Genomic DNA, 17,932 nt, shown 5'->3' with positions numbered 1-17,932 from the left:
CGCCTGGGCCGCCTGTCGCCGCCGACGACGGCAGGCGGCTCCACAACGTCTTTACATCGGATCGAGTCCAGGCCTGCACTTGATCGGCACCGACGGATGGTCGAACGCATTATCGCCGCCCTGTTCGTGGCCAGACCGCGCTGGTGACCCTCTCGACGCGAGTACGTCTGACGTCCTCCGCGCCGGTCCCGGTCACAGTCGGCAGCCGCAAGCTCAGCGTGATCGACTCGAACACCACCCGCGAGGACTCAAGCACATCCGCAGCTTCGTGTGACCTCCACGGCGAGGAGGCGCGGTCCCGGTTCGGTAGTGCACCGCCACGCAGGACGAGTTTGGAAACCGCCTCTATAGCAACGAAAAAGAACCGGACGGCGCACACTCACGGGATCTGTTCAACAGAGCGGCTCAGGACTTGGCGGGGCCGTAGGTCAGGTGCACAACCCCGTTCCGGAACGCTTCCTGCGCGGCCGGGGTCAGCGGGATGCGCTGCGTGCCCTCCGGGAACAGCTTCGCCCCCGAGCCCAGGACGACCGGGTAGACCAGCAGGTGCAGCTCGTCGATCAGGCCGTCGGCCAGCAGCGCGCGCACCAAGGTGCCGCTGCCGCTGATGTAGATGCCGTCGGTCTCCTCCTTCAGCTTGCGGATCGCCTGAGGGTCGTAGGCCCCGAGCACCGTTGAGTTCTGCCACTCGTCGGCGGAGGTCAGGGTGGACGACACCACGTGCTTCGGGGAGTTGTTGAAGAACGGCGCGCCCGGGTCGTCCTCGGCGGTGCGGCCGGACCAGGCCGGGGCGAACATCTCGTAGGTGGTGCGTCCCAACAGGATCGCTGAGCTGGATTCCGTCAGGTGGCCGATCGACTCGCCCATCTCGTCGGTGAAGCCGTATTCGGCGGTCCAGCTCGGGTTCTCGAACACGCCGTCGAGGCTGACGAACTCCTGAACGCGGATCTTGCCCATCGGTGGATCTCCTGTCTCGTTGACGACGCGCGGGTCCGGGCCAAGCGCTCCTCGCCCGGTACCGATCCCGCGGCCGATCATTCTTTTGTTCCGGTTCGGCCGATACTGACTGAAGCAGATCCGCGAACTCATCGGTATCCGGCGGAGTTCCCGCGCGGAGTGCACGAGGTCACTCGGGTGCTGCCGACGGCCGTCGACCCAAAATCCGCTCGGTTGAGTGGCAAGACCTTGACACGCTGGGGGAATGCGCTCCGCTGGCGGCGTTGGACGCCGCGACTGCGGGGTTGCGGGCCCCGGGCGCGCTGCCCAGGTCTGGCGAATGCGGTAGTACTCGGCGTGTCGCCGGATTCGCAGGGAGAAAGCGCATGACAGCCGCGGACGTGCCCTTCTCGATGTATCCACGGACCACCGTCGTGCGCATCCGAGATCTGATGCGACGATGCGCGATCACCCACGACCACGCCGAACGGGCCGCCCTGCTGGAGAGGCTCGCCGCCGAACTGGACCGGGCCGCGCGAGACCTGCTCGACAACCGCCCGGCCGAGGAGTGCGGCCGACGTGAGCTGGCGGCGGGCCTGCACGGGCAGGCCGGCATGGTCCGGTTCTTCGCCGCCCTCGAACGTCGTGATCGCGCCAGGCAGGCCTTCGATCCCGCGCATCCGCGGGTGCGCTACCCGTGACGCCGATCGAAGAGCCGGCTGGACGGAGTCAGCAGAAACCGCGCGGCGGCCAGAACGGTCCGGACCGGATCACTCGGCTCGGCGCACCGGGCTCATCCGGCGCGGGGAGGGCGCGAAGCGCGTCGATGGCGGCGGTCAACGAGCCCGAGGATTGCCAGACGACCCCTCCGCGCGTGCCCGGCGAGTCGACGCGCAGCCGAACCGCGAGGGCCTCGCGGCGATCGACGATCCACAGCGCATCGCTGTACTCCGGCCAGTTCAGCACACCGACGAGCCACTCCGGGCGCCCGGCCGTGTCGGTCAGGTACCAGAAGGTCCACAGGGCGTGCGAGAGCGCGATCAGGACAGCGAGCTCCGGGTAGAGCTGCAGGGCCTCGTCGATGCTGGTCACGGATGGGCATCTTTCGTGACGTTCGGGCGTCTGGATGGCAGATCCGATGGCGCGTCGCCACCTGCCGCCCTTATGGGGGATACGCCGGAGTTCTCGATCGGCATCGGGGGCGGGGATCCTCGCGACCTGATCTACCACCATTGGCGCTAAGCCGTGCAGTAGCCGTGGGCGTCGGTGCGCAGGGCGACCAGCTCCGTGGTTCCGCCTGTGGCGGCCAGATTTCGGACGCTGAGTCGCCCGGCGGCCGCCCGGCATCGGCAAACTGGCCGCTGATGATGTTGTCGCCAGTGGAGAAGCAGGTGGCAGCGCTTCGTATGCCTTCGGCATGAGGTGGGAGATCGTCCCACCTCCTTTCCCACCTCGACTTCACGCCCGTGAGCGTTTTTTGGTGCTATGGCACCCAAAATCACTCACGGCCAGGTGGCGACCTTCGCCGCGGCGGCGCGTGGGTCGGTAGCGGAAAGTCGCGGCCGACGAACCGGTCATGCGGCTGCTGGAAGAACTCAACGACCCGGACACCGCCCGCCACATCGCAGCCGAACGGACGATGCTGCACATGCTCCGGGGGCAACGCAACAGCCCCATAGCCGGACAACCCACACCACCGCTGACGGGAAACTCAGCCTGTTCGGCATGGTCTTCAACCGCGACGGCTCCCAATGGGTCCGCTCCCACGGCTGGAGCCCCCTCGACGACCCGGCCAGCCTGGGCGCATGGGTCGCTGGAGACCTCCTCCGGCAGGGCGCGCGAAGGCTGATCACCGCAACCCGGAAATGAGCCGAACAGCACAGGCGCACCCCGGCGCACCCCGGCACAGCACGCGGTCTCATCCAGGACCACGACGGCCGATGGCTGATCGTCCGCCCGGTCGACGACAAGCGATGGCACCTACCGGGCGGACTGATCGAACAAAACGCGCCACCCACCGCAGCATGCGGGCGAGAAGTCCGTGAAGAACTCGGACTCGACCTCACCGGCCAGCTCTACGCGGTCGGGTGGAACCCGCCGAAACGCTCCGGAAGCCGCTCAGACGGACACCCAGGGGCGGAGTACGTATGGATGCCAAATGCTCAGATGATCACACCAGATGCTGTGGCAGGCTAACCGCTTAAGCGTCTACCAGCACCCAAGACGCGTAGCCTCACCAGAACTACAGGAGTTACATCTTGGCGTACAGCTACCGCTGCGATCTTGAACCGGTCACTGTCGCCTCCCGGAAGGACGCTGCCTGATCGGGCTGGCCAGCTGCATCCGGATCAAAGGTGCGCCTTGCGGGCGGAGGTCTCCAGCGTTCGGCTGAGGGCGTGGGCCTCGTGCAGGAGGAGGGCGCCGAGTTCGGGTTGCCGCTCCGGGCGGAAGCGGGGCTCGATTCCGGTCAGCGTCAGGGCCCACGCGGGTTGCCCCGCGCGGTCGAACACCGCCGCCGCCATGCCCCAGCTCCCCTCGACCACCAGACCGGGATTTACGGAGTAGCCGTCGCGCCGGGTGCGGGCGATGCGGGCGTGCACTTCCTCGGGGGCGTGCGTCTGGCCCCATCGGCTGGTCAAGTCGGTCCGTTCCAGGTAAGCGTCGATCTCAGCGTCGTCAAGGAAGGCGAGGATGACCAGGCCGGCGGAGACGACTCCGAGCGGGAACCGGGCGCCCTCGTAGAGCACGAAGGACCGGATCGGGAAGTCGCCGTCCTCGCGGAGCAGGCACACCGTTTCCTCTCCTCGCAGAGCCGAGAAGAACGCGCTTTCACCGGTCTTGGCCGCCAGCCGGTGCACGCTCGCGCGGGCGTGGTGCGTCACGTCGTAGCGGGTGCCGGCCGTCTGCCCCAGCAGGTACAGTTCGGGGCCCAGGAACCACCGGCCCGTGCGCCGGTCGCGGTCGACGAACCCCTCATCCGCCAGGGAGCTGAGCAGGCGGTGCACGGTCGGCCGGGGGAGGTCGGTGGCCCGGGCGAGATCGCTGGTGGCCGCCCCCGCCTCGTTGGCGGCGGACAGCGCCCGGAGCACCGAGCCGACCCGGCCGATCAAATGGGCGTTGGGGCTAGCGCTCATACCTCCACCCTAGCGTCCACTGAGTGAACGCCGAGGTCGATCAACGGTCACCCGACGAGCGATTCGGCCGGCGTTCGCCCCCGTTTGTTGCGGTGAACACGAGGTTGCTCCTTTACTGCTGCTGTTCATCTAGCGGACCGATGAAGGGGTGATGAGTTGTCAAAGCTGCGCTCGAGTGCGGCGGAGGCACTGGCCGAGGTGCTCGAAGACGGGATGACGATCGCCGTCGGCGGCTTCGGCCTGTGCGGGATCCCGAGCGACCTCATCGAGGTCGTCCGTGACAGCGGGGTCACCGGTTTGACGGTGGTCTCCAACAACATGGGTGTCGATGGCAAGGGACTCGGGCTGCTGCTCGAGAACCGCCAGGTGGCCAAGGTGATCGCGTCCTACGTGGGTGAGAACAAGCTGTTCGCGCAGCAGTACCTGGACAAGGCGCTGGTCGTGGAGTTCGCGCCGCAGGGGACGCTGTCCGAGCGGTTGCGGGCCGGCGGCGCGGGAATCGCGGCGTTCTACACCCGCGCGGGCGTCGGAACCCCGGTGGCCGACGGCAAGCCGTTGGCGGAGTTCGACGGGCAGACCTACGTCCAGGAACGGGGGATCGTCGCTGACGTGGCGCTCGTGCACGCCCACACCGCGGACCCGGCCGGCAACCTCGTCTACCGGGCGAGCGCGCGGAACTTCAACCCGGTCATCGCGACCAGCGGGAAGGTGACGGTGGTCGAGGCCGAGCACCTGAGCGAGGAGTACCTCGACCCGGAACGGGTCATCACCCCGGGCATCTACGTCGACCGCCTGGTCCTCGCCCGGCCCCGCATCAAGGACATCGAGAAGCGCACGGTGCGGCCCCGCGTCCCCGCCCTGGCCGATTAGGAGCAACCCATGACCTGGACTCGCGACGAGATGGCGGCGATCGCCGCCGCCGAACTCCGCGACGGCGACTACGTCAACCTCGGGATCGGCATCCCGACGCTGGTCGCCAACCACATCCCGGACGGCGTGCAGGTGACGCTGCAGAGCGAGAACGGCATCCTGGGCCTGGGGCCCTTCCCCTTCGAGGGAGAGGAAGACGCCGACCTCATCAACGCCGGGAAGCAGACCGTCACGGTCAATCCCGGAGCGAGCTACTTCGATTCGGCGGAGTCGTTCGCGATGATGCGCGGCGGGCACATCGACATCGCCATCCTGGGCGCCCTCCAGGTGAGCGAGGGCGGCGATCTGGCGAACTGGACGATCCCCGGTGCCCTGGTGAAGGGCATGGGCGGTGCGATGGACCTAGTCGTCGGTGCCCGCAAGATCGTCGTGCTCACCGATCATGTGGCCAAGGACGGCACCCCGAAGATCGTCGGGCGGTGCACGCTGCCGCTGACCGGTGCCGGTGTGGTCGACCGGATCGTCACGGACCTGGCGGTGCTCGACGTGACCGCGGAGGGGCTGCGCCTGGTCTCGCTCGCCCCCGGCGTCACCGAGAGTGAGGTCCGCGACAAGACCGGCGCCCCGATCCTGGAACCGGTTGCGACGCGGTGATGCGCACGAGCACCGACGCCGGTCTCGTCGGTGACCCGGGCGTCAATCCCGGGCAGACGTAGCAGCTTTCGGACGCGACGTACAGATTTTGGGAGTGGACCAATGGAAAGAGCACGAACGACTGGTAGTTCTGTGATCGTGGCGGGTGCGCGGACCCCGATGGGGCGGTTGCTCGGCTCGCTCAAGGACTTCTCTGGTGCGCAGCTGGGTGGGGTTGCGATCAGGGCGGCGTTGGAGCGGGCTGGGGTGGGTCCGGATCAGGTCGGGTACACGATCATGGGTCAGGTGCTGACCGCTGGTGCGGGGCAGATCCCGGCGCGGCAGGCGGCGGTGGCCGCGGGTATCCCGATGGATGTGCCGGCGTTGACGATCAACAAGGTGTGTCTGTCGGGGCTGGATGCGATCGCGTTGGCTGATCAGCTGATCCGGGCGGGTGAGTTCGAGATCGTGGTGGCCGGTGGTCAGGAGTCGATGACGCAGGCGCCGCATCTGCTGACCGGGTCGCGGGAGGGTTTCAAGTACGGCGACGTGCAGCTGCTCGACCACCTGGCCCACGACGGCCTGTTTTGCGCGTTCGACCAGGTCGCGATGGGTTTGTCGACCGAGAAGTACAACGCTGGGTATGGCGTGAGCAGGCAGGAGCAGGACGCTTTCGCGGCTCGTTCGCACCAGCGTGCCGCTGCGGCGGTGGAGCGGGGTGTGTTCGCGGAGGAGATCGTCCCGGTCGAGGTGCCGCGCCGTAAGGGTGATCCGGTGGTGGTGGATGCCGATGAGGGCATTCGTGGTGACACTACGGTTGAGACGTTGGCGAAGTTGCGTCCGGCTTTCGCTGCGGATGGCACGATCACGGCGGGTTCGGCGTCGCAGATTTCCGATGGTGCGGCGGCGGTCGTGGTGATGAGCAAGGCCAGGGCCGAGGAGCTGGGGTTGAGCTGGTTGGCCGAGATCGGCGCGCATGGTGTGGTGGCGGGTCCGGATGCGAGTTTGCATGAGCAGCCGTCGAATGCGATCAGGGCCGCGTGTGTCAAGGAGGGGGTCGACGCCGCGGGTCTGGATCTGGTGGAGATCAACGAGGCGTTCGCGGCGGTGGGGATCGTGTCCGCTCGTGCGTTGGGTGTGGGTGAGGACAGGGTCAACGTCAACGGTGGTGCGATCGCGTTGGGGCATCCGATCGGTATGTCGGGTGCGCGGTTGGCATTGCATCTGGCGTTGGAGCTCAAGCGTCGTGGTGGTGGCACCGGTGCGGCGGCGTTGTGCGGCGGCGGAGGCCAGGGCGATGCCTTGATCCTCCGGGTCCCCAAGACCTGACACCTTGCTCGTGAGCGCGCAACCGGGCTCCAACCCGGTTGCGCGCTCACGAACCGGAATCGCTTGCCGTCGCGCGGGCTCGTGCCGATCGTCGGTGAACGCGGCCGCACCGATCAAGGCGCTGCAATGCCCGAGCGGTCAGGGCAGCATCCGTTCCAGGACCATTCGCTGGCTGGACAGGACGTGCTGCTGCGCGACCGCGGCGGCCCGGTCGGCGTCGCCGGCGGCGATCGCGGACTGGAGCTGCTCGTGCTCCGTGCAGACCCGCTCGGGTTCGAGGTTCATCCGGAACAGCCACGCCAGCCGGCCGTGCAGCGGTTCCAGGATCGACGCCATCAGATCGTTGCCCGCGAGCGAGACCAGCTTGTCGTGGAAGGACGCGTTGGAGCTGGACATCGTGTCGACGTCGCCGGCTTCGTGAGCCTCCCGCGCCCGGCGGGCCAGATCGGCCAGCTGCGCCACCTCCGCGGGCTCGGCCCGCTCGGCGGCCAGGCGCGCGGCGTAGACCTCGAGGGCCTCGCGCACCTCGAACAGATCCTTGGCTTGCTGGCGGTCCAGCCCGCGGACGAACACACCACGCCGGCGCGGCAGCACGTCGACGAAGCCTTCGCTCTGCAGCATCCGGATGGCCTCGCGCACCGGAACCCGGGAGATCCCGAGTTCGGCGGCGAGGTCCTGCTCGAAGATCCGGTCACCGGGGCGCAGCCGACCGTCGGCGATGCGGGCCTGCAACTCCTCGCGCACCTGGTCGCGCAGGGGAACGCGGACATCCGCGGCTTGCTCACCGGTGACCGACACGGATCCTCCTCCTAGGTCGCTGGCCCCCAGCCTATGCGAGGAAGGCTCAGCTGCCGCGCTTCATCGCACGAGTTCCCGACCAGAACGGCGATCGCTGCGGCCGCGATGATCCCGTGCGGCACCGACGGGTCCAGGAGCTGGCCGGAGAACAGCGCCCGCCCGGCTTCGGCGAGGTGCGAGACCGGGTTTTCGGTTGGGATTTCAGGATTTTTCGGCTTCGCGGAGGGTTCGGCCGGTGAGCGTGAGGACGACGTCGTCCAAGGTGGGGCCGTGCGGGTTTGGCCGGAATAGCAGCGTCGTGCGGTGCTCCGTGCACGGCCGCGTCGAAGAAATCCGAGTGTAAACCTGAGGTTCACAATGATACTGTGAACCAAAGGTTCACAAGGAGGTTGGACATGTCAGCGGAAGAGGCCGAGCGGCTGGTTCGCCAGTTGGCGGTAGCGGTATCGGTGGAGGCGATCGATCCGGGCCCGAAGGGCGGCGACGTCGGCGACGAGCAGGATCGCCGGGTGGCCGCACTCGGCAGGCTCGGCGCCGCGCTGGAGGCGGAGGAGTTGATGTCCGAGGCGGCGTGGCGGCAGACCGCCTCGGCCGCGGAGGAGACGGTGTGGCTGGGCGCGAGCCTCGCGGACCTGAGCGCGATCACCGGCCGGTCGCGGCAGGCGGCCCGCAAGCGGTGGCCGGAGCTGGGCGGCATCTACCGCCGCCGCAAGTGGCTCGGCAACCACGTCGACGACATCGCCTACATGGCCGGGCAGCTGGCATCCCGCGCCGACGACCTGGTGCCCAGCGGAGATCACGACACGTTCATGAAGCTGATCCGGCAACTGCGCGAGGGCCTGCGGCGGTGCGGGACGGACTTCGCCCCGGAGGCCCAGGAACGCACCGACCCGGCGGCCCGCTGGCGGGCCCTCGACGACCTGGTGAACGTGACGATGCGCGAAATCATCGAGATGGCGGGGAAACCGGCAACCCCGGAGGCCGACTTCGCCCTGCACGGAGCCCGCGGCACCCTCACCTACTACGACCACGCCACCGCGGAATCCGCAGAGGCGTGATGGACCGTGAACGTTTTTGGGCGCCAACCGGGCGGTTTGGAAGGTGCTGGAGCCTGTTGCGTTTTAGGCGAAAACGGCTGAACCGAAGTACCAAATCGTCGGACGGGTTTCTGGCGCGCCTGGGAATCTGGGAACGCCCAGAAGGCGTTGCCCTGCCCTTTGCAGGGGAATGGTGCGTTTGCCGGTTGTTTGTTGTAGGCACAAAAGTTTTGATGGGTAGCGGATCCCGTGATCGAGATCCCCGTTCCTCGGGGGCGCTCACTGGAAGGTTAAGGACCGTCGGGAGGAACACTTGAGAACCAGGTTGACACGCCGCCGCATCGCCGCCGCTGCCCTTTCCGCGGGGCTGGCCATCGTCGGATTCGCTGTCCCCTCCGCTTCGGCTGACGTGCCGCCGCCGGAGGCGGGCTGGAAGCTGACCTTCAGCGACGACTTCACCGGGGCCGCCGGCACGGGGCTGTCATCCGAGTGGATCATCGACACGGGAACCTCCTACCCCGGCGGGCCGCCCAACTGGGGCACCGGGGAGATCCAGACCTACACCTCCGACACGGCCAACCTCGCCCACGACGGCGAGGGGAACCTGAAGATCACGCCGCTACGCGACGCCGCGGGGAACTGGACCTCGGCGCGGATCGAAACGCAGCGGACCGACTTCAAAGCAGCTGAGGGCGGCGTCCTCCGCATCGAGGCACGCCTCCAGGTGCCCAACGTCACCGGCGAGGCGGCGCTCGGCTACTGGCCCGCGTTCTGGGCGCTGGGGTCGCCGTACCGCGGCAACTACCAGAACTGGCCCGGCATCGGCGAGTTCGACGTGATGGAGAACGTCAACGGCAAGAACGAGACGCACGGCGTCCTGCACTGCGATGTCGCCCCCGGCGGGTCGTGCAACGAGATGACCGGTCTCGGCGGCAGCCGCCCCTGCCCCGACGTGGCCTGCCAGGCCGGATTCCACACCTACCGCGTCGAGTGGGACCGGACCGGTCCCACCGAGGAACTGCGCTGGTACGTCGATGGCCAGCAGTTCCACTCGGTGAGCGAGTCCCAGATCAGCCCGACGGCCTGGCAGAACATGACCTCGCACGAGGGATACTTCCTGCTGCTCAACGTGGCGATGGGGGGAGCGTTCCCGAACGGCGACTCGGGTACGACGACTCCCAACCCGGCCACCGAACCCGGCCACCCGATGCTGGTCGACTACGTGGCCGTCTACAACCGCTGATCGAAGACCTGGAGGCCGACGCCGTCGCCAGGGGTCGGCCTTCAGACGTCGCCGGTGACGGCGGATTCGGCGTCGAGCTGTCCCGCCGCTGGGCTCGGGTCCAGGCTCGTGCCGACCGGACGATCGAGGAATCGCGCTGGGGATCGATCACGGCAGGTCGAGGTCGACGACCACCGGGGCGTGGTCGGAGATGCCCTTGCCCTTGCGGGCTTCGCGGTCCACGTAGGAATCGGTGACCGCACCGGTGAACTGCTCGTTGCCGTAGACCAGGTCGATGCGCATGCCCTGGTTGTTCGGGAAGCGCAGCGCCCGGTAGTCCCAGTAGGTGAACGGGATGTCGTACTTCAGCGCCCGCGGGTAGACCTCGGCGAGGCCGGTTTCCGCAAGCGCGGCAAGCGCTTTGCGCTCGTCCTCCGTGACGTGAGTGCTGTCGGCGAAGGCGGCGATGTCCCAGACGTCGGCGTCGGTCGGGGCGATGTTGAAGTCGCCGAGCACGGCGAACGGCCGCCGGGCGGCGGCCATCTCCTCGATGGCGGTGGCGCGCAGCGCGTCGAGCCACCGCAGCTTGTAGACGTAGTGCGGGTGGCCGACTTCGCGGCCGTTGGGGACGTATACGGACCACACCCGGACGCCGCCGCAGGTCGCGCCGACCGCCCGGGGCTCCTGGGTCTCGAACATCGCGCCGTCGGCCTGGAAGCCCGGCTCGTCGAGCAGCCCGTGGCGTACCTCGTCGATGCCGACCCGGGACAGCACGGCCACGCCGTTCCAGCGGCCGGTGCCGTGCGCGGCGACCTCGTAGCCGAGCTCGCCGACCTCGTCGAAGGGGAAGGCGTCGGCGGCGCACTTGAGCTCCTGCACGCACAGCACGTCCGGCTCAGCGGTGCCCAGCCAGTCGAGCAGCTTGGGCAACCGAGCACCGACGGAGTTGACGTTCCAGGAAGCGATCCGCATAACCCGAACCCTGTCACACCACCCGTCAACTATTAGGTGAGGGGCACCCATCGGGCGCGCGGCTGGATCGGTGGGGCGAACGGACTGTTCACCGCTTCTATTGAGGCGAACAGTCCGTTCGCTCCACCCAGCGGAACGCGAGCGCCCGCCTGGTGGGGGGAGCGGGGGGCGGGGGAGCCATTTCGGTCGGCCAGCGCGATGGCGGAGGACCCGCCCAGTCGCCGGGGGCTGGGCACCACTGGGTCGGCTCCCCGGAAGGGGACGCGATCGCCGGAGTCGGCCGGGTCCAGGCCGGCTCCGGTCAGCATGTCGGCGAGCTCGGCGGGCGGGTCGAAGCCGCCGTCCGGTGGCGGGCGCTGCGACTGCCTTGCTGATCCGCTCGGTTAGGACGCGGTTGCTCCTGGACCGATGGCCGCACATGATTTATTAACCATGCTAATTAATTTTCCAGGGAGGTGACTCGGCCGATCCGCGATCGCCGGTGTGACCGCCGCGGTCACGATCGACCGGCGCGCCAGATGTGTAGTTGTGGCAATTGGCCAGATGAGGTGATGGATGTCGCGGGGGGAGAGCGCCATGGCCGGTGCGGGTGGCGGAACCTCGGGAGATCCCCGACATCAGGAACGCGGATTCGCGGATCGCCGGGGAAGAGCCGAAGCCCACGCCGGAAGCGGTCGCCGCGCGGTGTTTCCTGTGCGGGCACGGGAGCCCGGTCAGTGGAAGATGGCTTGCTCGCCCGCGTACTGGTAGCGCCACACGCCGTCCGCGCGGCGGTCTTGCCGGTCGTAGCGGGCGCACGGCGCCTCGCCGTCGCAGGGCGCCGGGAAGGTGAACTGCCCGATCGGTAAGTCCGTCTCCGGGGCGGGGATGATGAACGAGCGGCCGTCTTCAGGGCCGCCGATCAGTTCGGCGTGCACGTGCTGCTGCATGGTTCGTCTCCCTGGGGTCGGCGCACCGCCTGGTCGGTTTCTCGTCCCATGGGAACAAAATCGGCTGCGCCCGGTACCAGACTTCACCCGATCGTCTCAACGCGACCACCCCACTCCGCGCACTATGGCATCAAGCCGGGCCGCCGTGCGCCGCGTGGTCACTTTGGGCAGACCGAGGACGCGTTCGGCGATGATGTTGCGCTGGATCTGGTTTGGTGCCGCGGGCGATCCGGCGCCCGCTGCTCTCCAGGAAGGCGCGTCGGAACTCGTCGGCGATGTTCCGTGAGTGTTTTTGGGCGCTGTGGCACCATAAAACACTCACGGGACCCGGTGCTGGCGGAGGCGCTGGCTCACCCGCCTCCTGCTGGCCTGCTCGGTAACTGATCGACCGGGTGCCGGTGCCGGTTAAACCCGGCCGCGCGCCGGGTACGCCGACGGCATGTCTGGGAAGAAGCTGGCTACCTACCACCGCAAACGCGCTCTCGAACGCTCTGGGGAACCCTCCGGCGGCGAGCCGGGCGACGAGCCGCGGTTCGTGGTGCAGAAGCACGACGCGTCGAGCCTGCACTACGACTTCCGGCTGGAAGTCGACGGCGTGCTCAAGTCGTGGGCGGTGCCCAAGGGGCCGTCGCTGGACCCACGCGAGAAACGGCTGGCCACCCCGACCGAGGACCACCCGCTCGACTACGTCGAGTTCGAGGGCGGGATCCCGGAGGGCTACGGCGCGGGCACGGTCGTCGTCTGGGACACCGGAACGTACCGCAACGACACCGAGCGGGGCGGCGAGCCGGTCGCCATGGCAGACGGGCTCTCCGCCGGGCACGTCAAGGTCTGGCTGGACGGCGAGAAGCTGCGCGGGGCTTTCGCCCTGTCCCGCACCGACTTCCGCGGCCGCGAGCAGTGGTTGCTGGTGAAGGTGGACGACGAGGGCGCCGACCGGCGGCGCGATCCGGTCAGCACGCAGCCCGAATCAGTGCTGACCGGTCGGACCAACGACGAGCTGCGGTGATCGCCCGTGGCCGCGCAGCTCGAGGTCGAGGGGCGGCGGATCGAGCTGTCCAACCCGGAGAAGGTCCTGTACCCCGATGACGGCTACCGGAAGCAGGACGTGGTCGAGTATTTCCGGTCGGTGGCGGCGGTGATGGTCGCGCACACGCGCGGCAAACCGCTGACGCTGCGCCGCTTCCCGGACGGCATCGGCTCCGGCGGGTTCTTCCAGAAGGAGGCGTCGAACCACTTCCCGGAATGGGTGCGCGTGGCGTCCGTGCCGCAGCGAGGCGGCCAGGGCGTGGTGCACCACGCCGTCGTCGACGACGCGGCGACGCTGCTCTACCTGGCAAACCAGGCGTGCCTGGAGTTCCACGTCGGATTGTCCACAGTGGATGATCTGGATCGGCCGATCCTCGCGGTGCTGGACCTGGACCCGCCGGAGGGAGCGGACCTGGCCGAACTCCGCGACGTGGTGCGATTGGTGTGCGAGCGGTTCCGGGGCGCCGGGCTGTCGCCGCACGTGCAGGCAACCGGCGGCAAGGGATTTCACGTCGCCGCCCCGCTGCGCGGCGAACGGGGATTCGACGAGGTTCGGGCGGCCATCCGGGAGCTAGCCGATGCAATGGCGAGCGATGAGCCGGACCGGCTCACCGTCGAGCAGCGCAAGGACAAGCGTGGCGACCGGATCTTCCTGGACACCAACCGCAACGCCTACGGACAGACGATGATCGCGCCCTACTCGCTGCGCGCCCGCGCGGGAGCCCCGGCCGCGACCCCGGTCGACCTCGACGAGCTCGGCCGCGTGGCACCGCAGTCCTACGGCCTGGCGAACATGGCGCGGCGGCTGGCACAGAAGGACGACCCCTGGGCGGGGCTGGAAGATGCGCGATCCGGGAGCGACTTTCCGCATCCCGGCAACCAGGATTAGCCGGATACGGATGTGGTCAAGGTCGGCGCCGCAAGGCAGCGACTCGGCAGCGACTCGGCAGCGACTCGGCAGCGACTCGGCAGCGGCTCGGCAGTGTGGATGTTGTCACGCTCGCCGAACGGTGACGGGCATGTCGTAGCCGCAGCAGGGAACCGAGGTGCCGCGCGAAGAACCGAAGCCGACGACATTGCAGGACGCGGAGAGCGTCGACGCGGACGAGCTCGGCGGCGACCTGTGGAGCGGGTGTCGAGCTCGTCCGAGCACTGCGCTACGACGACCGCGACGAGACCACCGACGAGCGAGCCGCGGCGGAAGAAGAGCTCTGAAGCGGCGTGCGTGACGCGGCAGCCTCCCGGGTAAGCCTGATAACAGGTTGGAGGGGAGGGCACCGTGGAAGCCGAAATCACCCTCGTCGTGGACGGGATCGAGCACCGCCTCACGGTCGACACGCGGACGACCGTGCTCGACGCCCTGCGGGAGCGGTTGGGGATCATGAGCCCGAAGAAGGGCTGCGACCACGGCCAGTGCGGCGCGTGCACCCTGCTGCTGGGGGACCGCAGGGTCAACAGCTGCCTGATGCTGGCGGTCGCCTTCGACGGCGCGGAGTTCCGCACCGCGGACGGCCTGGCCGGGGCGGATCTACACCCGGTGCAGCGGGCTTTCATCGAGCACGACGCGTTCCAATGTGGATATTGCACGCCCGGCCAGGTGGTGTCGGCCGTCGGCGTGTTGTGCGAGATGCACGACGGTGAGCCGAGCGCGGTCACCGCGGACGGTGCCGGGCTCGACGACGAGATCCGCGAGCGGATGAGCGGAAACCTCTGCCGCTGCGGCGCGTACGCCAACATCATCCCCGCCATCGCGGAGGTGGCGCAGCGATGAAGCCGTTCCGTTACCAGCTCGCCCCCGACGTCGGTACCGCGGTGAGCACCCTCGCCGCAACGCCCAACGCGGCGTTCCTGGCGGGCGGCACGAACCTGGTGGATCTGATGAAGCTGGAGGTCGAGCAGCCGGACGTGCTGGTCGACGTCCGGCAGCTGACCTCCGACCGGGTCGAGCAGCACCCCGAGTTCGTGCGCATCGGCGCCGCGGTCACCAACAGCACCCTGGCGGCCGATCCGGTGATCCGCGAGCGCTTCCCGATGTTGTCGCAGGCGGTGCTGGCGGGCGCTTCCGGTCAGCTGCGCAACCTCGCGACGGTCGGCGGGAACCTGTTGCAGCGCACCAGATGCGCGTATTTCCAGGACGTCACGACGCCCTGCAACAAACGGGATCCCGGGACGGGCTGCTCGGCGAGGGACGGCTTCCATCGCGAGCACGCGATCCTCGGCGCCTCCGACTTGTGCGCCGCCACGCACCCGTCCGACATGGCGGTGGCGATGGTCGCGCTCGATGCGGTGGTCAACACCCAGGGGCCGCACGGGCAGCGGGCGATTCCGCTGGTCGGGCTGCATCGGCTGCCCGGGGACGAGCCCGAGCGGGACACGGTCCTGGAGCACGGTGAGCTGATCACCTCCATCGACATCCCGTCGCTGGACTTCGCGGCGAACTCCCGGTACCGCAAGGCCCGCGACCGCGCTTCCTACGCGTTCGCCCTGGTATCGGTGGCCGCTGCGCTGGACGCCGTCGACGGCGAGGTGCGCGACGTCCGGCTGGCGTTGGGCGGCGTCGCGCACAAGCCGTGGCGGGCGACGCGGGCCGAGGCGGTGCTGCGCGGCGCCGCCGCGACGGAGGAGGAGTTCCGTGAGGCAGCCGCTGTGGAGCTCGCCGACGCCCGCCCGCTTCCCGGCAACGAGTTCAAGATCCAGTTGGCGCGCAACATGATCGTGGCAGTCCTCACCGAGCTTCTGGAGGTGCGGCGATGACCGTCACGACCCCCTTGATCGGTGCGCCGATCGACCGCATCGAGGGTGCCGAGAAGGTCCGGGGCGCAGCCCTGTACGCCGCCGAGCACCCGGTCGACCAGCCGGTGTACGTGTTCCCGCTGCAGTCCGAAATCGCGCTTGGCCGCATCACCGGTATCGACACCACGGAGGCGATGGCCGAACAGGGCGTGGTGGGCGTGCTGACCCACGAGAACGCGCCGCGGCTGGCCTCGACGCAGGACGCCGAACTGGCGATCCTGCAGTCGCCCGAGGTCGCCTTCCGCGGGCAGTTCATCGGCGGGGTGCTGGCCGAGACCGCGGAAGCCGCCCGGCGCGCGGCGAGCCTGGTGCGGCCGAGCTACGAACCGCGCGAGCACGACGTCTCGTTCCACGCCGCCCGCGCCGACCTGGTCAAACCCGACGAGGTCAACGGCGGCTTCCAGACCGACACCACCGACGGTGACGTGGACGGCGCCCTCGCCTCGGCGGCAGTGGTCCTCGACGCCACCTACACCACTCCGCAGGAGCACAACAACCCGCTGGAGCCGCACGCCACCATCGCGATCTGGTCCGACAACGAGCTCACCCTCTACGACTCCACGCAGGGTGTGCACTGGGTGCGTGACTCCATCGCGGCACTGTTCGGCATGGATCCGCAACGGATCCACGTGGTCTGCCCGCACACCGGCGGCGGCTTCGGTTCGAAGGGACTGCCGCACGCACACGTGGTCCTGGCCGCGATGGCCGCGCAGCTCGTCGCCCCGCGCCCGGCGAAGCTCGTGCTGACCCGGCAACAGATGTTCTCGGTGGTCGGCTACCGCACCGGCACCATCCAGCGGATCCGCATGGGCAGCGAGGCGTCCGGCCGGCTGACCGCGATCAGCCACGACGTGGTCGAGCAGACCTCCCGGATCAAGGAGTTCGCCGAGCAGACCGCCGTGCCGACCCGCGTCATGTACGCCGCGCCGAACCGCCGCACCACGCACCGGCTCGTCGAGCTCGACGTCCCGGTGCCGTCGTGGATGCGCGCGCCCGGCGAAGCCCCGGGCATGTTCGGCCTGGAGGTCGCGATGGACGAGATGGCGATCGCCTGCGGCCTGGACCCCGTCGAGTTCCGCATCCGAAACGAACCGGAGACCGATCCCGAAACGGGGCGGCCGTTCTCCAGCCGGAACCTGGTCGCCTGCCTGCGCGAGGGCGCCCAGCGGTTCGGTTGGGCGGAGCGAGACCCGGCACCGCGCGCGCACCGCGACGGGCCCTGGCTGGTCGGCACCGGGGTGGCCGCCTCGACATATCCGGTGTTCAGCATGCCGGGCTCGCGGGCCACCATCCAGGCCCGGCCGGACGGCCGGTACCGGGTCCACATCGGGGCCGCCGATATCGGCACCGGGGCGTGGACCGCGCTCACCCAGATAGCTGCGGACGCGCTGGGGGTTGAGATGTCCGCGGTGGTGCTGAGCATCGGCGACACCGATCTGCCGTACGCCTCCGGTGCCGGCGGCTCGACCGGGATCCTGTGCTGGGGCTCGGCGATCGTGGACGCGGCCCGCCGGCTGCGCGCGGAGCTGCCCAACAGCAGCCCGATCCCCGACGAGGGCGTCGAGGTCACCGGGGCTATCCCGGACAACCCGTACGCCGGGCAGATGTCGATGCACAGCTTCGGCGCGCAGTTCGCCGAGGTCCGGGTGCACACCAGCACCGGGGAAGTGCGGGTGCCGCGGCTGCTGGGGATCTTCGCGGTCGGCCGGATGATCAACGCCAAGACCGGGCGGTCGCAGCTGATCGGCGGGATGACCATGGGGCTGTCCATGGCGCTGCACGAGCGCAGCGTCGTAGACCCCCGGTTCGGCCACGTGGTCAACCACGACTTCGCCGGGTACCACATCCCGGCCAACGCCGACATCGGCAGCATCGAGGCGGACTGGATCGACGAGCACGACCCGTACGTGAATCCGATGGGGGCAAAGGGGATCGGCGAGCTTGGCATCGTGGGCACGGCGGCGGCGATAGCCAACGCGGCGCACCACGCAACCGGAATCCGGGTCCGGGACCTGCCCATCACCCTGGACAGGTTCCTGACCTGACCCTGTTGTAGCGGCCGTTTCCAGGCCCGTCCTGCGTGGCGGTGCGGGTAGCGCAACCTCAGACGCCGCCTGGACTCCGGGATCCCCGATTCGTGTAAGTCCAACGCGTTCGGCCTGCGCAACCCGGATGGCACCTACGACGCCGACCCAGGTCACGGCATGCGCCGATCGGTCGATCGGTACCGAGAACTCGCCCGATGAAACC

18 protein-coding genes are annotated in these 17,932 nt (G+C 68.9%); 12 read left to right on the top strand and 6 right to left on the bottom strand.

Annotated elements, in window-relative coordinates:
- Window positions 1-405 precede the first annotated feature (405 nt).
- A complete protein-coding gene (locus FDZ84_RS36590; RefSeq protein ID WP_168589564.1) occupies window positions 406-957 on the bottom strand; it encodes a dihydrofolate reductase family protein in 552 nt (183 codons plus the stop codon).
- A gap of 365 nt (window positions 958-1,322) precedes the next feature.
- Here FDZ84_RS36590 and FDZ84_RS36585 point away from each other — a divergent pair, with 365 nt between their 5' ends.
- Window positions 1,323-1,637, top strand: coding sequence for a hypothetical protein (locus tag FDZ84_RS36585; RefSeq protein WP_168589563.1), 315 nt, complete (start codon window positions 1,323-1,325; stop codon window positions 1,635-1,637).
- A 28-nt stretch (window positions 1,638-1,665) separates the two neighbouring features.
- Here the strand turns inward: FDZ84_RS36585 and FDZ84_RS36580 are convergent, their stop codons facing one another.
- Window positions 1,666-2,028 carry a hypothetical protein gene (locus FDZ84_RS36580; RefSeq protein ID WP_168589562.1) on the bottom strand — a complete coding sequence of 121 codons (363 nt, stop codon included), beginning with the start codon at window positions 2,026-2,028 and terminating at the stop codon, window positions 1,666-1,668.
- Window positions 2,029-2,856: 828 nt separating this feature from the next.
- On the opposite strand from FDZ84_RS36580, the gene FDZ84_RS41425 reads away from it, so the two are divergent.
- A complete protein-coding gene (locus FDZ84_RS41425; protein ID WP_168590623.1) occupies window positions 2,857-3,132 on the top strand; it encodes an NUDIX domain-containing protein in 276 nt (91 codons plus the stop codon).
- 152 nt (window positions 3,133-3,284) lie between these two features.
- On the opposite strand, the gene FDZ84_RS36570 is transcribed toward FDZ84_RS41425, so the two are convergent.
- Window positions 3,285-4,070, bottom strand: a complete 786-nt coding sequence (locus FDZ84_RS36570; RefSeq protein WP_168589561.1) for an IclR family transcriptional regulator — start codon at window positions 4,068-4,070, stop codon at window positions 3,285-3,287.
- Between the two features lie 156 nt (window positions 4,071-4,226).
- Between FDZ84_RS36570 and FDZ84_RS36565 the strand changes: the two genes are divergently transcribed.
- The 3 genes from FDZ84_RS36565 to FDZ84_RS36555 all read left to right on the top strand — a co-directional run bounded on the left by FDZ84_RS36565 (window position 4,227) and on the right by FDZ84_RS36555 (window position 6,902).
- Window positions 4,227-4,940 (top strand): CoA transferase subunit A, encoded by a 714-nt coding sequence (locus FDZ84_RS36565; RefSeq protein ID WP_168589560.1) that lies wholly within the window; start codon window positions 4,227-4,229, stop codon window positions 4,938-4,940.
- 9 nt (window positions 4,941-4,949) lie between these two features.
- Entirely contained in the window at window positions 4,950-5,594 is a 645-nt protein-coding gene (locus FDZ84_RS36560; RefSeq protein WP_168589559.1) for a CoA transferase subunit B, read from the top strand.
- Window positions 5,595-5,696: 102 nt separating this feature from the next.
- Window positions 5,697-6,902: an acetyl-CoA C-acetyltransferase gene (locus tag FDZ84_RS36555; protein ID WP_168589558.1), complete on the top strand. Its 1,206-nt coding sequence runs from the start codon at window positions 5,697-5,699 to the stop codon at window positions 6,900-6,902.
- A 138-nt stretch (window positions 6,903-7,040) separates the two neighbouring features.
- On the opposite strand, the gene FDZ84_RS36550 is transcribed toward FDZ84_RS36555, so the two are convergent.
- A complete protein-coding gene (locus tag FDZ84_RS36550) occupies window positions 7,041-7,700 on the bottom strand; it encodes a GntR family transcriptional regulator (RefSeq protein ID WP_168589557.1) in 660 nt (219 codons plus the stop codon).
- A 395-nt stretch (window positions 7,701-8,095) separates the two neighbouring features.
- On the opposite strand from FDZ84_RS36550, the gene FDZ84_RS36545 reads away from it, so the two are divergent.
- Both FDZ84_RS36545 and FDZ84_RS36540 read left to right on the top strand, forming a co-directional pair.
- Window positions 8,096-8,758: a hypothetical protein gene (locus FDZ84_RS36545; RefSeq protein ID WP_168589556.1), complete on the top strand. Its 663-nt coding sequence runs from the start codon at window positions 8,096-8,098 to the stop codon at window positions 8,756-8,758.
- A gap of 292 nt (window positions 8,759-9,050) precedes the next feature.
- Window positions 9,051-9,980 (top strand): glycoside hydrolase family 16 protein, encoded by a 930-nt coding sequence (locus FDZ84_RS36540; RefSeq protein ID WP_246868679.1) that lies wholly within the window; start codon window positions 9,051-9,053, stop codon window positions 9,978-9,980.
- A 147-nt stretch (window positions 9,981-10,127) separates the two neighbouring features.
- Here FDZ84_RS36540 and FDZ84_RS36535 read toward each other — a convergent pair whose 3' ends face one another.
- Both FDZ84_RS36535 and FDZ84_RS36530 read right to left on the bottom strand, forming a co-directional pair.
- On the bottom strand, window positions 10,128-10,931 hold the full coding sequence (locus FDZ84_RS36535) for an exodeoxyribonuclease III (RefSeq protein ID WP_168589555.1): 804 nt from the start codon (window positions 10,929-10,931) through the stop codon (window positions 10,128-10,130).
- A gap of 713 nt (window positions 10,932-11,644) precedes the next feature.
- The gene (locus FDZ84_RS36530) at window positions 11,645-11,860 is read right to left on the bottom strand and encodes a hypothetical protein (RefSeq protein ID WP_168589554.1); all 216 of its coding nucleotides are present in this window, start codon (window positions 11,858-11,860) and stop codon (window positions 11,645-11,647) included.
- A gap of 439 nt (window positions 11,861-12,299) precedes the next feature.
- Between FDZ84_RS36530 and FDZ84_RS36525 the strand changes: the two genes are divergently transcribed.
- From FDZ84_RS36525 to FDZ84_RS36505, 5 genes are all read left to right on the top strand, one after another.
- Window positions 12,300-12,869 carry a DNA polymerase ligase N-terminal domain-containing protein gene (locus tag FDZ84_RS36525; RefSeq protein WP_168589553.1) on the top strand — a complete coding sequence of 190 codons (570 nt, stop codon included), beginning with the start codon at window positions 12,300-12,302 and terminating at the stop codon, window positions 12,867-12,869.
- A gap of 6 nt (window positions 12,870-12,875) precedes the next feature.
- Complete coding sequence (gene ligD, locus FDZ84_RS36520; protein WP_246868678.1) at window positions 12,876-13,778, top strand: non-homologous end-joining DNA ligase; 903 nt, start codon at window positions 12,876-12,878, stop codon at window positions 13,776-13,778.
- 390 nt (window positions 13,779-14,168) lie between these two features.
- Window positions 14,169-14,660 carry a 2Fe-2S iron-sulfur cluster-binding protein gene (locus FDZ84_RS36515; protein ID WP_168589552.1) on the top strand — a complete coding sequence of 164 codons (492 nt, stop codon included), beginning with the start codon at window positions 14,169-14,171 and terminating at the stop codon, window positions 14,658-14,660.
- Window positions 14,657-15,643 carry a xanthine dehydrogenase family protein subunit M gene (locus FDZ84_RS36510; protein ID WP_168589551.1) on the top strand — a complete coding sequence of 329 codons (987 nt, stop codon included), beginning with the start codon at window positions 14,657-14,659 and terminating at the stop codon, window positions 15,641-15,643. The genes FDZ84_RS36515 and FDZ84_RS36510 overlap by 4 nt, the downstream gene beginning before the upstream one ends.
- The gene (locus tag FDZ84_RS36505; protein WP_168589550.1) at window positions 15,640-17,727 is read left to right on the top strand and encodes a xanthine dehydrogenase family protein molybdopterin-binding subunit; all 2,088 of its coding nucleotides are present in this window, start codon (window positions 15,640-15,642) and stop codon (window positions 17,725-17,727) included. Before FDZ84_RS36510 ends, FDZ84_RS36505 begins: the two co-directional genes overlap by 4 nt.
- Window positions 17,728-17,932 lie beyond the last annotated feature (205 nt).

The sequence above is a fragment of the Saccharopolyspora sp. ASAGF58 genome, assembly GCF_012277335.1.
In the GTDB taxonomy this organism is placed as follows: Bacteria; Actinomycetota; Actinomycetes; order Mycobacteriales; family Pseudonocardiaceae; genus Saccharopolyspora; species Saccharopolyspora hattusasensis.
Note: the sequence above shows the minus strand (reverse complement) of the source record. Positions and strands in the feature narration are given on the sequence as shown.

Bases quoted from the DNA above. Each gene is read 5' to 3' on its own strand.
- FDZ84_RS36525 (WP_168589553.1), top strand. From the start codon at position 12,300: ATGTCTGGGAAGAAGCTGGCTACCTACCACCGCAAACGCGCTCTCGAA.
- FDZ84_RS36590 (WP_168589564.1), bottom strand. From the start codon at position 957: ATGGGCAAGATCCGCGTTCAGGAGTTCGTCAGCCTCGACGGCGTGTTC.
- FDZ84_RS36555 (WP_168589558.1), top strand. From the start codon at position 5,697: ATGGAAAGAGCACGAACGACTGGTAGTTCTGTGATCGTGGCGGGTGCG.
- FDZ84_RS36530 (WP_168589554.1), bottom strand. From the start codon at position 11,860: ATGCAGCAGCACGTGCACGCCGAACTGATCGGCGGCCCTGAAGACGGC.
- FDZ84_RS36570 (WP_168589561.1), bottom strand. From the start codon at position 4,070: ATGAGCGCTAGCCCCAACGCCCATTTGATCGGCCGGGTCGGCTCGGTG.
- FDZ84_RS36545 (WP_168589556.1), top strand. From the start codon at position 8,096: ATGTCAGCGGAAGAGGCCGAGCGGCTGGTTCGCCAGTTGGCGGTAGCG.
- FDZ84_RS36535 (WP_168589555.1), bottom strand. From the start codon at position 10,931: ATGCGGATCGCTTCCTGGAACGTCAACTCCGTCGGTGCTCGGTTGCCC.
- FDZ84_RS36505 (WP_168589550.1), top strand. From the start codon at position 15,640: ATGACCGTCACGACCCCCTTGATCGGTGCGCCGATCGACCGCATCGAG.
- FDZ84_RS36585 (WP_168589563.1), top strand. From the start codon at position 1,323: ATGACAGCCGCGGACGTGCCCTTCTCGATGTATCCACGGACCACCGTC.
- FDZ84_RS36560 (WP_168589559.1), top strand. From the start codon at position 4,950: ATGACCTGGACTCGCGACGAGATGGCGGCGATCGCCGCCGCCGAACTC.
- FDZ84_RS36510 (WP_168589551.1), top strand. From the start codon at position 14,657: ATGAAGCCGTTCCGTTACCAGCTCGCCCCCGACGTCGGTACCGCGGTG.